11 protein-coding genes, 1 rRNA gene, 1 other RNA gene and 1 pseudogene are annotated in these 12,284 nt (G+C 51.7%); all 14 read left to right on the top strand.

The features are described 5' to 3' along the window. Positions 1-520, top strand: a 520-nt coding sequence (atpF, locus tag ACXJJX_RS08000; protein ID WP_456433958.1) for a F0F1 ATP synthase subunit B, incomplete at its 5' end; no start/stop codon positions are given. Beyond that, positions 517-1,071 carry an ATP synthase F1 subunit delta gene (gene atpH / locus ACXJJX_RS07995; RefSeq protein ID WP_456433956.1) on the top strand — a complete coding sequence of 185 codons (555 nt, stop codon included), beginning with the start codon at positions 517-519 and terminating at the stop codon, positions 1,069-1,071. The genes atpF and atpH, both read left to right, overlap by 4 nt. After that, a complete protein-coding gene (gene atpA / locus ACXJJX_RS07990) occupies positions 1,068-2,594 on the top strand; it encodes a F0F1 ATP synthase subunit alpha (protein WP_456433954.1) in 1,527 nt (508 codons plus the stop codon). Before atpH ends, atpA begins: the two co-directional genes overlap by 4 nt. 12 nt (positions 2,595-2,606) lie before the next feature. Further along, positions 2,607-3,485 (top strand): ATP synthase F1 subunit gamma, encoded by an 879-nt coding sequence (gene atpG, locus ACXJJX_RS07985; RefSeq protein WP_456433952.1) that lies wholly within the window; start codon positions 2,607-2,609, stop codon positions 3,483-3,485. A gap of 51 nt (positions 3,486-3,536) precedes the next feature. Continuing rightward, on the top strand, positions 3,537-4,958 hold the full coding sequence (atpD, locus tag ACXJJX_RS07980; protein WP_456433950.1) for a F0F1 ATP synthase subunit beta: 1,422 nt from the start codon (positions 3,537-3,539) through the stop codon (positions 4,956-4,958). A gap of 5 nt (positions 4,959-4,963) precedes the next feature. Further along, positions 4,964-5,389: a F0F1 ATP synthase subunit epsilon gene (locus ACXJJX_RS07975; RefSeq protein WP_456433948.1), complete on the top strand. Its 426-nt coding sequence runs from the start codon at positions 4,964-4,966 to the stop codon at positions 5,387-5,389. A gap of 103 nt (positions 5,390-5,492) precedes the next feature. Next, positions 5,493-6,449, top strand: a complete 957-nt coding sequence (locus tag ACXJJX_RS07970; protein ID WP_456433946.1) for a bifunctional UDP-N-acetylglucosamine diphosphorylase/glucosamine-1-phosphate N-acetyltransferase GlmU — start codon at positions 5,493-5,495, stop codon at positions 6,447-6,449. A gap of 19 nt (positions 6,450-6,468) precedes the next feature. Then, a complete protein-coding gene (locus ACXJJX_RS07965; RefSeq protein ID WP_456433944.1) occupies positions 6,469-6,687 on the top strand; it encodes a hypothetical protein in 219 nt (72 codons plus the stop codon). Beyond that, positions 6,684-6,917 (top strand): annotated as a pseudogene (locus tag ACXJJX_RS07960) (cell division protein ZapA); the annotation flags it as partial. The gene ACXJJX_RS07965 and the pseudogene ACXJJX_RS07960, both read left to right, overlap by 4 nt. A gap of 32 nt (positions 6,918-6,949) precedes the next feature. Further along, a non-coding RNA gene (ssrS, locus tag ACXJJX_RS07955) (6S RNA) lies at positions 6,950-7,138 on the top strand. 268 nt (positions 7,139-7,406) lie between these two features. After that, entirely contained in the window at positions 7,407-8,969 is a 1,563-nt protein-coding gene (rny, locus tag ACXJJX_RS07950) for a ribonuclease Y (RefSeq protein ID WP_456433942.1), read from the top strand. Then, complete coding sequence (locus ACXJJX_RS07945) at positions 8,959-9,747, top strand: TIGR00282 family metallophosphoesterase (RefSeq protein ID WP_456433940.1); 789 nt, start codon at positions 8,959-8,961, stop codon at positions 9,745-9,747. The genes rny and ACXJJX_RS07945 overlap by 11 nt, the downstream gene beginning before the upstream one ends. Positions 9,748-9,760: 13 nt before the next feature. Next, complete coding sequence (tyrS, locus tag ACXJJX_RS07940; protein WP_456433939.1) at positions 9,761-10,969, top strand: tyrosine--tRNA ligase; 1,209 nt, start codon at positions 9,761-9,763, stop codon at positions 10,967-10,969. Positions 10,970-11,274: 305 nt separating this feature from the next. After that, a 16S ribosomal RNA gene (locus tag ACXJJX_RS07935) occupies positions 11,275-12,284 on the top strand; the annotation flags it as partial.

The raw sequence follows: 12,284 nt of genomic DNA, 5'->3' as shown, positions 1-12,284 counted from the left end.
TGCTGCTCATGGTGAGGGCGAGCATCACGGAGTAACCCCTTCGCAGATTAGGAATCTTATCTGGTGGACGGTAAATTTTGTTCTTTTGGTCTTTATCTTGGTGAAGTTTGGTAAGGTTCCTGTCTCTCAGGCTTTTCGGGAGCGTCGCGAAGGCATTGAGGCTCGTCTGGAGGAGCTAGAGTCCAGGCGCCGGGAGGCGGAGGCTCGCTACAGGGAGTACGAGCAACGTCTTTCGGGTTTGGAGGAAGAGGCCCGTCAGATTATGGAGGCCTTTGTTGAGCAGGGCGAAAGAGAGAAGGCTCGTATTATTGCTGAGGCCCAAGAGACGGCAGAGCGTATCAAGCAACAGGCAGAATTCTATGTTCAGCAGGAGCTGGAAAGGGCCCGTCAACAGCTTCGTGAAGAGGTTGCGGGCTTGGCTGTTAAGATGGCCGAGGACATCATCAAGAAGAATATCACTCCAGAGGATCAAAAACGCCTAGTAGGCGAATTTATTGAAAAGGTGGTGCAGGTACATTGACGCGAAAGGTAATCGCTCTCAAATACGCCCGAGGTCTTTTTGCTGTTGGTAAGGAGGATGGCCAGTTTAAGGAGTACGGCCAGGAGTTAAACCGATTGGCTGCTTTCTTGCAGGAGGCCCCTGATATCTTGGCGGCCCTTGAGAATCCGGTCTTTCCGCCGGATCTCAAGCTTCAGATTGTCGAGGAGCTCATTAAGGCCTTGAGTGTAGTTGATTCGGTGGCCAAGTTTTTGCGGCTCTTGGTGGAGAAGCGCCGCATCCACTATATTACCCAGATCGCCGAGGCCTATCAGGAGCTTATGGATGAGGAGTTAGGTATAAGCAGGGCCAAGGTAGTGGCTGCGGTGGAGTTTTCTGAGGAAGATCGGCAAAGGTTGGCCGAGGCCTTGGAGAAGGTTGTCGGTCAGAAGGTAATTATAGAGATGGAAGTAGATCCCTCAATTATTGGAGGGGTGGTGGCCCGGATTGGAGATCTTGTCCTTGATGGGAGTATCAGGGCCCAGCTTGAAAAATTTAAAGAATCTATAAGAAGGGGTGAGGTGGCCTCATGACTCAGATTAAAGCTTCGGAAATCAGTGATCTCATAAAAAAGCAGATTGAGGAGTACGAGAAGAAGGTAGATCTAAATGAGATGGGGGTAGTCATCTCCGTGGGTGATGGGATCGCCCGCGTCTATGGTTTGCGTAATTGCCAAGCTATGGAGCTCATAGAGTTTCCTGGTGGGGAGATGGGTATTGCCCTCAATCTTGAGGTAGATAACGTCGGTGTCCCTATCATGGGTGAGGCCCACCACATCAAAGAGGGGGATCTTTGTAAGCGGACTGGGCGTATCGCTGAGGTTCCTGTTGGTGAGGCCGTCTTGGGACGTGTAGTTGATCCTTTGGGGCGTCCTCTGGATGGTAAGGGGCCAATAGATGCCAAGGAGTTCCGACGGATTGAGGTTAAGGCTCCCGGGATTATCGCTCGCCGACCGGTTCATGAGCCTATGTATACTGGCATTAAGGCCATTGATGCGATGACCCCGATCGGTCGTGGGCAGCGAGAGCTTATTATTGGTGATCGTCAGACAGGGAAGACAGCCATTTGTGTCGATGCGATTATTAATCAGAAAGACAGTGATATTTATTGTATTTATGTTGCCGTAGGTCAGAAGAAATCCACTGTAGCTCAAGTGGTGGAGGTCCTTCGACGCCACGGGGCCATGGAGTATACGACGGTGGTTGCTGCTTGTGCCTCTGACCCGGCCACTCTCCAATTTATTGCCCCTTATGCCGGGTGTGCGATGGGAGAATACTTTCGGGACTCTGGGCGCCATGCCTTGATTATCTATGATGATCTTTCCAAACAGGCCAATGCCTATCGGGAGGTCTCGCTTCTCCTTCGCCGTCCTCCTGGACGTGAGGCCTTCCCCGGAGATATTTTCTACAACCACTCTCGCCTTCTGGAGAGGGCGGCCAAGTTGCACGAAAGCAAGGGTGGTGGCAGTCTCACTGCCCTGCCTATAATTGAGACCTTGCAGGGTGACGTCTCGGCCTATATCCCAACCAACGTTATCTCTATTACTGATGGTCAGGTTTATCTTGAGCCAGGTCTCTTTTTTGCCGGTATTCGTCCGGCAATTAACGTTGGTCTTTCTGTCTCTCGAGTCGGTGGAGCCGCTCAGGTCAAGGCCATGAAGCAGGTGGCTGGCCGGCTTCGTCTGGAGTTGGCTCAATATCGAGAGTTGGCTGCTTTTGCCCAGTTTGGTTCTGAGCTTGATAAGGCTACCCAGGCCCAGCTCAACCGGGGCATGAGGTTGACTGAAATCCTCAAGCAGCCTCAATATCAGCCTCTTCCTTTGGAAAAGCAGGTCTGTATCCTTTTTGCGGGTACCAGGGGATTTTTAGATGAACTTCCAGTGGAGGTTTTACAAGATTATGAACGCGAGCTCTATGAATTTGTAGAGAGCAAATATCCGGAGGTCTATAAAGAGATTGCAGAAAAGAAGGAGATTAGCCCTGAGCTTGAAGAGAAGATGAAAGGTATGCTCACTGAGTTCAATCAGCAATTCAAACAGGCTCACGGCCTGTCCTAAGGGTGAGGAGCGATGCCTAACCTCAGAGATATTCGTCGCAAGATCGACGCAGTAAAGAAGATTGGTCAGATTACTCGGGCCATGAACATGGTGGCGGCGGCTAAATTGCGTACTGCTCAAGCCCGAATGGAAAAATTCCGTCCCTATGCCAGTAAGTTTAGAGAAGTCATTGTAGATCTGGCGGCCTCAGGGGCCATTGATCCAGCCCAGTTTCCTCTCATGCAGGTGCGGGAACCCAAAAGGGTTGAGATTCTTTTGATTACTGCTGATCGTGGCCTCTGTGGGGCCTTTAATGCCAATCTCATCAATGCTGCTGAGAAGTTTGCTCGTTCTCTTCAGGGCGAGGGCAAGGAAGTTTCTTTTGTCTGTGTGGGGCGGAAAGGGGCTGATTATTTTCGTAAATCTCCTTTTAATATGAGGAAGGGTTACACAGACATTATGGCCCGTTTTGAGATTTTTAATGCCCGGGAGATAGCCCGGGAAGTAATGAATGACTTTGTCGAGGCCAAGACTGATGAAGTTTACATAATTTATGGTCTTTTTATTAATGTTGTCCGCCAGGTACCCAAGACTGAAAAACTTCTTCCCATCACCATTGAACAGGAGGAAGGGGCTACCCCGGCCCAGGGAGTAGCTTATATTTATGAGCCTTCGGCAGAAGAGATCTTCCAGCAACTCCTTCCCATGTATGTGAATACTCAAGTCTTCAGGGGGATGTTGGAGACGGCAGCTAGTGAGCAGGCTGCCCGGATGACAGCTATGGACAATGCCAACCGGGCCGGTGGGGACATGGTCCACAGTCTGACGCTTCTTTTTAATAAAACTCGTCAGGCCTCTATTACTAAGGAGTTGATGGATATTGTCGGTGGTGCGGAAGCCCTTAAGGGCTAGATCCTTTTTATTTTTAAGGAACACTGACCTTTTAAGGAGGAATGGATAGATATGAGCGAAGCCAACTACGGCAAGATAGTTCAGGTAATGGGGCCGGTTGTCGATGTTGAATTCCCTCCAGGGAAGGTGCCGGCTATACTGGAGGCCATTAAGGTTACCAACCCAGCTATCGATGATCGTGAGGAAAACCTCACTCTGGAAGTGGCCCAGCATCTGGGAGACAACATGGTCCGGACCATCGCTATGGATACCACCGATGGTCTGCAGCGGGGCATGAAGGCTCGGGCCACCGGGGCCCCTATTAAGGTGCCGGTGGGTGAGGCCACTTTGGGGCGGATCATGAATGTTGTTGGTGATCCGGTGGATGAAGCTGGCCCTATTGATGCCAAGGTGACTTATCCTATCCACCGGCCGGCTCCGACCTTTACGGATCAGGACGTGACCATTAAGGTCTTGGAGACAGGGATCAAGGTCTTGGATCTCCTTGTCCCCTTCCCTCGAGGTGGCAAGATGGGCACCTTTGGGGGTGCAGGAGTGGGTAAAACGGTCGTTATGATGGAGATGATCCACAATATTGCTATGGAGCACGGTGGGATCTCTGTCTTTTGTGGCGTGGGAGAACGTACCCGTGAGGGTAACGATCTTTATCTCGAAATGAAGCACTCCGGAGTTATCTCCAAAGCAGCTCTGGTCTACGGACAGATGAATGAGCCCCCTGGTGCTCGAGCTCGGGTTGCTCTTACTGGAGTTACAGTGGCCGAATATTTCCGGGACGAGCAAGGCCAAGATGTGCTTCTTTTTATTGACAATATCTTTCGTTTTACCCAGGCTGGTTCTGAAGTTTCGGCTCTTCTCGGGCGTATTCCTTCGGCTGTGGGTTATCAGCCGACCTTGGCCACAGACCTTGGTGAGCTTCAGGAACGGATTACTTCGACCACAAAGGGGTCGATCACTTCGGTCCAGTGTGTTTACGTGCCGGCTGACGACCTAACTGATCCGGCTCCGGCGACAACCTTTGCCCATCTAGACGGAACGGTGGTTCTTTCTCGACAGATTGCGGAGCTTGGAATCTATCCTGCCGTGGATCCCCTTGATTCAATGTCTCGAATCCTTGATCCTAATGTTTTGGGAGAGGAACACTATCAGGTGGCCCGAGGAGTGCAGCAGGTTCTTCAAAGATATAAAGATCTTCAGGATATCATTGCCATCTTGGGGATGGATGAACTTTCTGACGAAGACAAGCTTATTGTCGGGCGGGCCCGGAAGATTCAGCGTTTCCTCTCTCAGCCATTCCACGTGGCTGAACAGTTTACGGGGACTCCTGGCCGATATGTAAAGATTGAAGATACTGTCCGGGGATTTAAGGAAATCCTGGATGGTAAACATGACGATCTTCCGGAACAGGCCTTCTACATGGTTGGTACCATTGAGGAAGCCGTTGAGAAGGCTCAGAAGATGGCGGCAGGAGGCTAATTTCTATGCCGAATAAAATTCTCTTGGAAATAGTCACCCCCAGTCGGTTGGTGGTCTCCGAAGAGGTAGATATTGTTACTGCTCCTGGGGTGGCGGGAGAATTTGGAGTCCTGGCTAACCACGCTCCTATGGTGGCTACCATCAAGATAGGGGAGCTTCGCTATAAAGTTGACGGGCGAGAGGAATTTGTGGCCATAAGTGGGGGATTTTGTGAGGTCTCCAAAAATAAGATTACCTTTCTGGCTGAGGCTGCAGAGAAGGCCCACGAGATAGATGTAGAACGGGCGATGAGGGCTAAAGAAAGAGCTGAAAGACGTCTTCAAGAAGCTGCAGCCAAAAAGGAACGCATTGATATGGCCCGAGCTCAGGCTGCCCTTCAACGGGCCCTAACAAGGATAAAGGTTGCTGAACACGCTGGAGGCGCTCGATAAAGGTTGGGCCATAAAGTTGGTTACAAAAAGGCAAGCCATTTTGGCTTGCCTTTTTGTTTTTCTGAGGGAAAGAGTAAAGCTTAATCGGCGGGGAGGTCTTAAAATGGAGCTTGCGGCCTTGGTCCTTGCTGCCGGTAAGGGTACGAGGATGAAATCCCAACGCCCCAAGGTCCTCCACGAAATTCTGGGGCGCCCCATGTTGGCCTATGTCCTGGAGGCCTTAAAACCCCTTTTTCCCAGGCAGATTTTGGTGGTCGTTGGCCATCAGGCCCAGGCTGTAAGAGCGGCTTTTGTCGACTACGGACTTGATTTTGTCTGTCAGGAGAAACAATTAGGTACGGGGCATGCCGTTTGGATAGCTCTGGATACCTTGGAGGCCGAAGAAGTCTTAATTATCTGTGGAGATACTCCTCTTCTTTCCTCTCACACTCTTACTGATCTTTGGAGACAACACCGGGAATCTCAGGCTGATCTAACCTTTCTTACCGCCGAGCTTGAAGATCCTTCTGGGTATGGCCGTGTTCTCCGGGCCTCTTCGGGGCGTCCCTTGGCCATAGTAGAAGAAAGGGATGCTTCTTTTGAAATCCGGAAGATTAAAGAGATCAATGCTGGGGTTTATCTGGCCAAAAGGTCCTTTTTGGCCACCGCCCTAAAGGATCTATCTCCTGATAATGCCCAGGGAGAATACTATCTCACCGATATTGTTGCCTGGGCCGATAAACACTCCTTTAAAGTAAACACCAGTCGCCTGGAAGATCCCTCGGAGATCCTGGGGGTAAATGATCGTTTCCAACTAGCCCAGGTTGAGGGTATTATGCTTTCTCGGTTGCGAGAGAGATTCATGAAGGAGGGGATCACCTTAAAACTTCCTGAGACCATTTATCTTGAACCCTCTGTCATCATTGAGCCAGATGTTATTATCTGGCCAGGGGCGGTAATTCGGGGCAACACGGTGATCAGACGTGGGGCCGAGATTGGTCCAGGATCTGTTCTAATTGATGCCCAGGTGTCGGCCTGGGCCCGGATCCCTCCCCATACAATCATTGGACCAGAGGAGTAAAATTTGATCAGGAGGCATTATGGAACTGCCAGAAATTGCTCAACTGGAAGAGCGGCTTGAACGCCTTTTAAACGGTTTTCTTGAGCTTAAGAAGGAAAAGGAGACCTTAGAGAGGCTCCTTAAGGAGCGAGAAGCTGAAGTTGCTCGCTTGAGGGAAGAAAGAGGTCTTTTTAGGGATAAGGTTTTGGCCCTGATAGCTAAGCTTGACCAACTCGAAAGAGAGCAATTTCCAGGTTGACGGAGATCATCTTCACTTTTTTAGGCCAGGAATATCGATTCCGTACGGATCTCCCGGAGGAGACCGCTCAGGAGGTGGTTTCCTATGTTTATCGCCGGATGGAGGATCTCAATCTGGAAGGTCGTCCATTGCCGCCCATAAAGGTGGCTGTTTTGCTCCTATTGAATATTGCTCGAGATTATGTCACTTTAAGAGAGGAGGTTGCTAGAGAGACTAAACGCTTGGTCGAAGAGATTGACCAACGGCTAGTGGAGACAAAAAGTTCCCCCTGCGGTGTGCGTGATTAACGGTAGGTCCGTTGAGCCAACATTACCTGGCATGGGAGACCTCCCTTCGTCCTGAGTGCAGACTTCGCCGGTTTTGCCGGTGAAGGAGCCGGAGGGGCGAATAGGTCACCCACCTTAAAATGTCAGGTTCAAACGGCCAGTTAACACGGCACTGCGGGGGGGTGGCTATATCCCGTAAGGGTCAAAATATGTGGTATGCCTTTTGTGGGCAGCGGGTGAAGTGAGGATCAAGTCCGGCCTTTTGAGGCTATGGACATATAAAAACACAAAAATACTTGACCAAAATTCACTATATTTGACACGGAGGTGAAAGGTTTTTTTAGGCTATTTTATTTGATCCTTTTCATCCTTCCAGTGTTTTCCCTTCACCCATAATCCTGCCCACTTGTGCCCTGCGGGGTGTGGCCGAATGTCTGAGGAGGTGCCCCGCATATGGAAGTTGCTTACATCATTCTGGCTGTTCTTCTGGGATTGGGTATTGGCTTACCTTTGGGCTTTATTCTTAAGGCTCGTCAATACGAGCAGACGATTGGTTCGGCAGAGAAGGTAGCCTTTGAGATCCGGGACAAGGCCCGCAGGGAGGCCGACCAGATCAAGAAAGAAGCCCAGATCCAGGCCCGAGAGGAAGTTGTTCGTCTTAAAGAAAAGGCCCGTCAAGAGCTAGAGCGTGAGAAGCAGGAGATCCAAAAGGTCGAACGCCGCTTGGCCGACAGGGAACATCAGATTGAGCGTCGTCTTGAACAGCTTGAGAAGCGGGAAACGGAGCTTGAGAGGCGAGAGAAGAGTCTCAAGGAGGCCGAAGGCCGTCTGGCTAGCCGAGAGACGGAATTGTCAGAGATCGTGGCCGCCCAAAAGGTTGAACTTGAGAAGATATCAGGCCTTACCACTGAGGAGGCTCGGGAACTGATCCTCAAAAAGGTAGAAGAAGAGGTTCGAGAGGATGCCGCCCGGATCATTATGCGGGTGGAATCGGAAATCAAAGAAGTGGCTGACCGGAAGGCTAAAGAAATCATCGCCCTGGCCATTGCCCGTTATGCTGGGGAATATGTAGCTGAGAAGACCGTCTCAGTAGTTCCCCTACCCAACGAAGAGATGAAGGGCCGTATTATTGGCCGGGAAGGACGAAATATTCGGGCCTTAGAGGCAGCTACAGGAGTTGACCTCATTATTGATGATACCCCGGAGGCAGTAGTCCTTTCGGCATATAGCCCTCTGCGTCGAGAGATCGCCCGCATCGCTCTTGAACGTCTCATCTCCGATGGCCGGATCCATCCAGCTCGCATTGAAGAGGTGGTCCGCAAGGTAGAGGAAGAGATGGAGGTGACCATAAAGGAGGTTGGAGAGCGGGTCACCTTTGATGTTGGGGTCTATGGGATCCATCCGGAATTGGTTAAGCTTTTGGGGCGGCTTAAATATCGCACTAGCTATGCCCAGAATGTCCTCCAACATTCAGTGGAGGTGGCCTTTCTTTGTGGTCTTATGGCTGGTGAGTTGGGGCTTGACGTAAAGAAGGCCAAACGGGCTGGTCTCCTTCACGATATTGGAAAGGCTGTTGATCATGAGGTCGAGGGGCCCCATGCCCTGATCGGGGCGGAGTTGGCCAAAAGATATGGGGAAGATGAGGAGATCATCCAGGCCATTGCCGCCCACCATGAGGACGTCCCTTGCGAGACCCCGCTGGCGGTTTTAGTTCAGGCGGCCGATGCCCTCTCCGGGGCTAGGCCGGGGGCCAGACGAGAGATGCTTGAGACTTACATCAAACGTCTGGAAGACCTGGAGCGGATTGCTTACTCCTTTCCTGGGGTTCAGAAAGCCTTTGCCATACAGGCTGGCCGTGAGATCCGGATCATGGTGGACTCTGGGCGTCTTTCAGACACAGAGACAGCTCTTTTGTGCCGCGATATCACCAAAAAGATAGAAAAGGAGCTCACTTATCCTGGACAGATCAAAGTTACAGTGATCCGGGAGACGCGGGCCGTAGAATATGCCAAATAAAATTCGGCTTCTATTTATCGGCGATATCGTGGGTAGCCCGGGCCGCAAGGCCTTAAAGCAGACTCTGCCTTTTCTGAAGAGGGAGTTTTCCCCTAATTTTATAGTTGCTAACGGAGAAAATGCCGCCGGTGGTTATGGTCTTACAGAAAAGATAGCTGAGGAGCTTCTAGAGTTAGGCATTGATGTTCTTACCTCTGGTAATCACATCTGGCGTCGCGAATTCCTGCCCTATCTTGACCGGGCCGAGCGGGTGATCCGGCCGGCAAACTATCCTCAGGGGGCACCGGGGCGGGGATACGCTCTTGTAGAAAAAGAGGGCCTTTTAATGGGAGTTATCAATTTAGAAGGCCGGATCTTTATGCGCCCTCTGGATTGTCCTTTTCGTCTGGGTCAAGGGCTGGCCCAAAAACTAAGAGAGAAGACGCCCCTGATCTTGGTTGATTTTCATGCGGAGGCCACGAGTGAGAAGATAGCCCTTTCTTTTCATCTAGATGGTCTGGTAACTGCAGTGGTAGGGACCCATACCCACGTTCAGACAGCTGATGAAAGGGTGCTTCCGGGGGGGAGCGCCTATATTACAGATGTGGGCATGACGGGGATGAGAGAATCTGTTATTGGAATGCGTCCTGACCAAGCCCTGGAGCTTTTTCTCCTCCAGGTCCCCAGGAAACTGGAGGTTCCTAAAAGAGGTCCGGCCGTCCTTGAGGCTGTTTTGATAGAGGCAGAGGATACTACGGGCCGGGCATTATCTATTATTCGTCTGCGGAAGTTTTTGTGATCGGGGAGGAGTCATGAAGTCAGTAGAAGAACAGCTGGGATATCTGAGACGGGGTACGGTAGATATCGTCTCTGAAGAGGAGCTTCGGAGAAAGTTGGAACGCTCTCTGTCGACGGGAAAGCCTTTAAGGATAAAAGCTGGCTTTGATCCCACTGCTCCTGATCTCCACCTCGGCCACACGGTTCTGCTCCAGAAGATGAAACATTTTCAGGACCTGGGCCATCAAGTGTTTTTTCTGATCGGGGACTTTACTGGTATGATCGGCGATCCCACGGGCAAAAGCGAGACTCGGCCGCCCCTTACCCGGGAACAGGTCTTAGAGAACGCCCGGACTTATAAGGAACAAGTCTTTAAGATCCTTGATCCCGAGAGAACAGAGGTGGTTTTCAATAGTCAGTGGATGTTGGAGATGGGGGCTATGGATTTTATCCGTCTTTGTTCTAAGTATACGGTGGCCCGAATGCTTGAACGGGAAGATTTTAAAAAACGTTTTCAGGGCGGTCGTCCCATAGCCATCCATGAACTCATCTATCCACTTATCCAGGCCTACGATTCGGTGGCCCTTAAGGCCGACGTTGAACTTGGGGGATCCGATCAGCTCTTCAACCTTTTAGTTGGCCGCGAGATCCAGAGAGAATATGGCCAGGAACCCCAGGTCATCATTACAGTGCCTATTCTTGAAGGCCTTGATGGGGTGCAGAAAATGAGTAAAAGCCTGGGGAACTATGTGGGTATTACCGAATCCCCAAAAGAGATGTTTGGGAAGCTGATGTCTATTTCCGATGAACTTATGTGGCGTTATTACGAACTCCTCAGTGATTTAAGTCTCTCCGAGATTAAGGCCCTTAGGCGGGCCGTAGAGGAGGGGAGAGAACATCCCAAAGAGGTAAAAAAACGGCTGGCCCTGGAAATCGTCAGCCGTTTTCACGGGGCAGAGGCCGCTAAGGGAGCGGCCGAGGCTTTTGAGGCCACGTTTTCTCGGGGAGAGGCCCCAGAGGATATCCCCGAGGCCCGTCTTTCGGCAGGCCCCCTTTGGCTTCCCCGTCTTCTTAAGGAGGAAGGACTTGCCTCTAGTACCTCTGAGGCTAGACGCTTAATAAAACAAAGGGCCATCTCTTTAGATGGCCGCAAGCTTGATTCAGAAGATCTTGAACTTGCTCCGGGCACCTTTGTCCTCAAGGTTGGCAAACGTCGTTTCTTAAAATTGATAGTTGGGGCTTGACACCGGGAGAAAGGTCGCTATATTAGCCGACGCTTTACATTGCTCTTTGGGAACAGACCTCAGTTGCCCTTTCTCTCTTATTGCTTGCCGAAGAGGTAAATTGCCGAAGAGGTAAAGAAAGAGGCTTTGGGCCTTAAGAGAAACCCTTTGGCAGGCCCAGAAGGAGAGATCTTGACAGGGCGATTGAAAAAAGTTATTAATAAAATCGCCATTTTGGCGACTGATCTTTGAAAACTGAATAGTGACCGGCGGGCGTAAGAGTTTTGGCCTTGCTTGGCTTAGGCTAGGCAAGGTGCCTTCGGTTTTAACTGGAGGGTTTGATCCTGGCTCAGGACGAACGCTGGCGGCGTGCCTAACACATGCAAGTCGCGCGAGAAACCAGGGCTTCGGCCTTGGGAGTAAAGCGGCGCACGGGTGAGTAACGCGTGGGTAACCTACCCTCGGGTCTGGGATAACCTCCCGAAAGGGGGGCTAATACCGGATAATGTCTCTGGGTGCAAGCCTTAGGGATTAAAGGAGGCCTCTGCATGCAAGCTTCTGCCCGAGGATGGGCCCGCGTCCCATCAGCTTGTTGGTGAGGTAATGGCTCACCAAGGCAACGACGGGTAGCTGGCCTGAGAGGGTGGTCAGCCACACTGGCACTGGAACACGGGCCAGACTCCTACGGGAGGCAGCAGTGGGGAATATTGGGCAATGGGGGAAACCCTGACCCAGCGACGCCGCGTGGGTGAAGAAGGCCTTCGGGTCGTAAAGCCCTTTCAGTGGGGAAGAAACCCCTGGAGGCTAATAACCTCCAGGGCTGACGGTACCCACAGAAGAAGCCACGGCTAACTCCGTGCCAGCAGCCGCGGTAATACGGAGGTGGCGAGCGTTGTCCGGAATCACTGGGCGTAAAGCGGGTGTAGGCGGCCGGGTAAGTCGGATGTGAAAGCCCGGGGCTCAACTCCGGAAGTGCATCCGATACTGCTTGGCTTGAGGCCCGGAGAGGGAGGCGGAATTCCCGGTGTAGGGGTGAAATCCGTAGATATCGGGAGGAACACCGGTGGCGAAGGCGGCCTCCTGGACGGCGCCTGACGCTGAGACCCGAAAGCGTGGGGAGCAAACCGGATTAGATACCCGGGTAGTCCACGCCGTAAACGATGGGTGCTAGGTGTGGGGAGGTAATCTCTCCGTGCCGTAGCTAACGCATTAAGCACCCCGCCTGGGGAGTACGGCCGCAAGGCTGAAACTCAAAGGAATTGACGGGGGCCCGCACAAGCGGTGGAGCACGTGGTTTAATTCGATGCAAAGCGAAGAACCTTACCTGGGTTTGACA

It is taken from the genome of Thermosulfuriphilus sp., from assembly GCF_054026695.1.
Note: the sequence above shows the minus strand (reverse complement) of the source record. Positions and strands in the feature narration are given on the sequence as shown.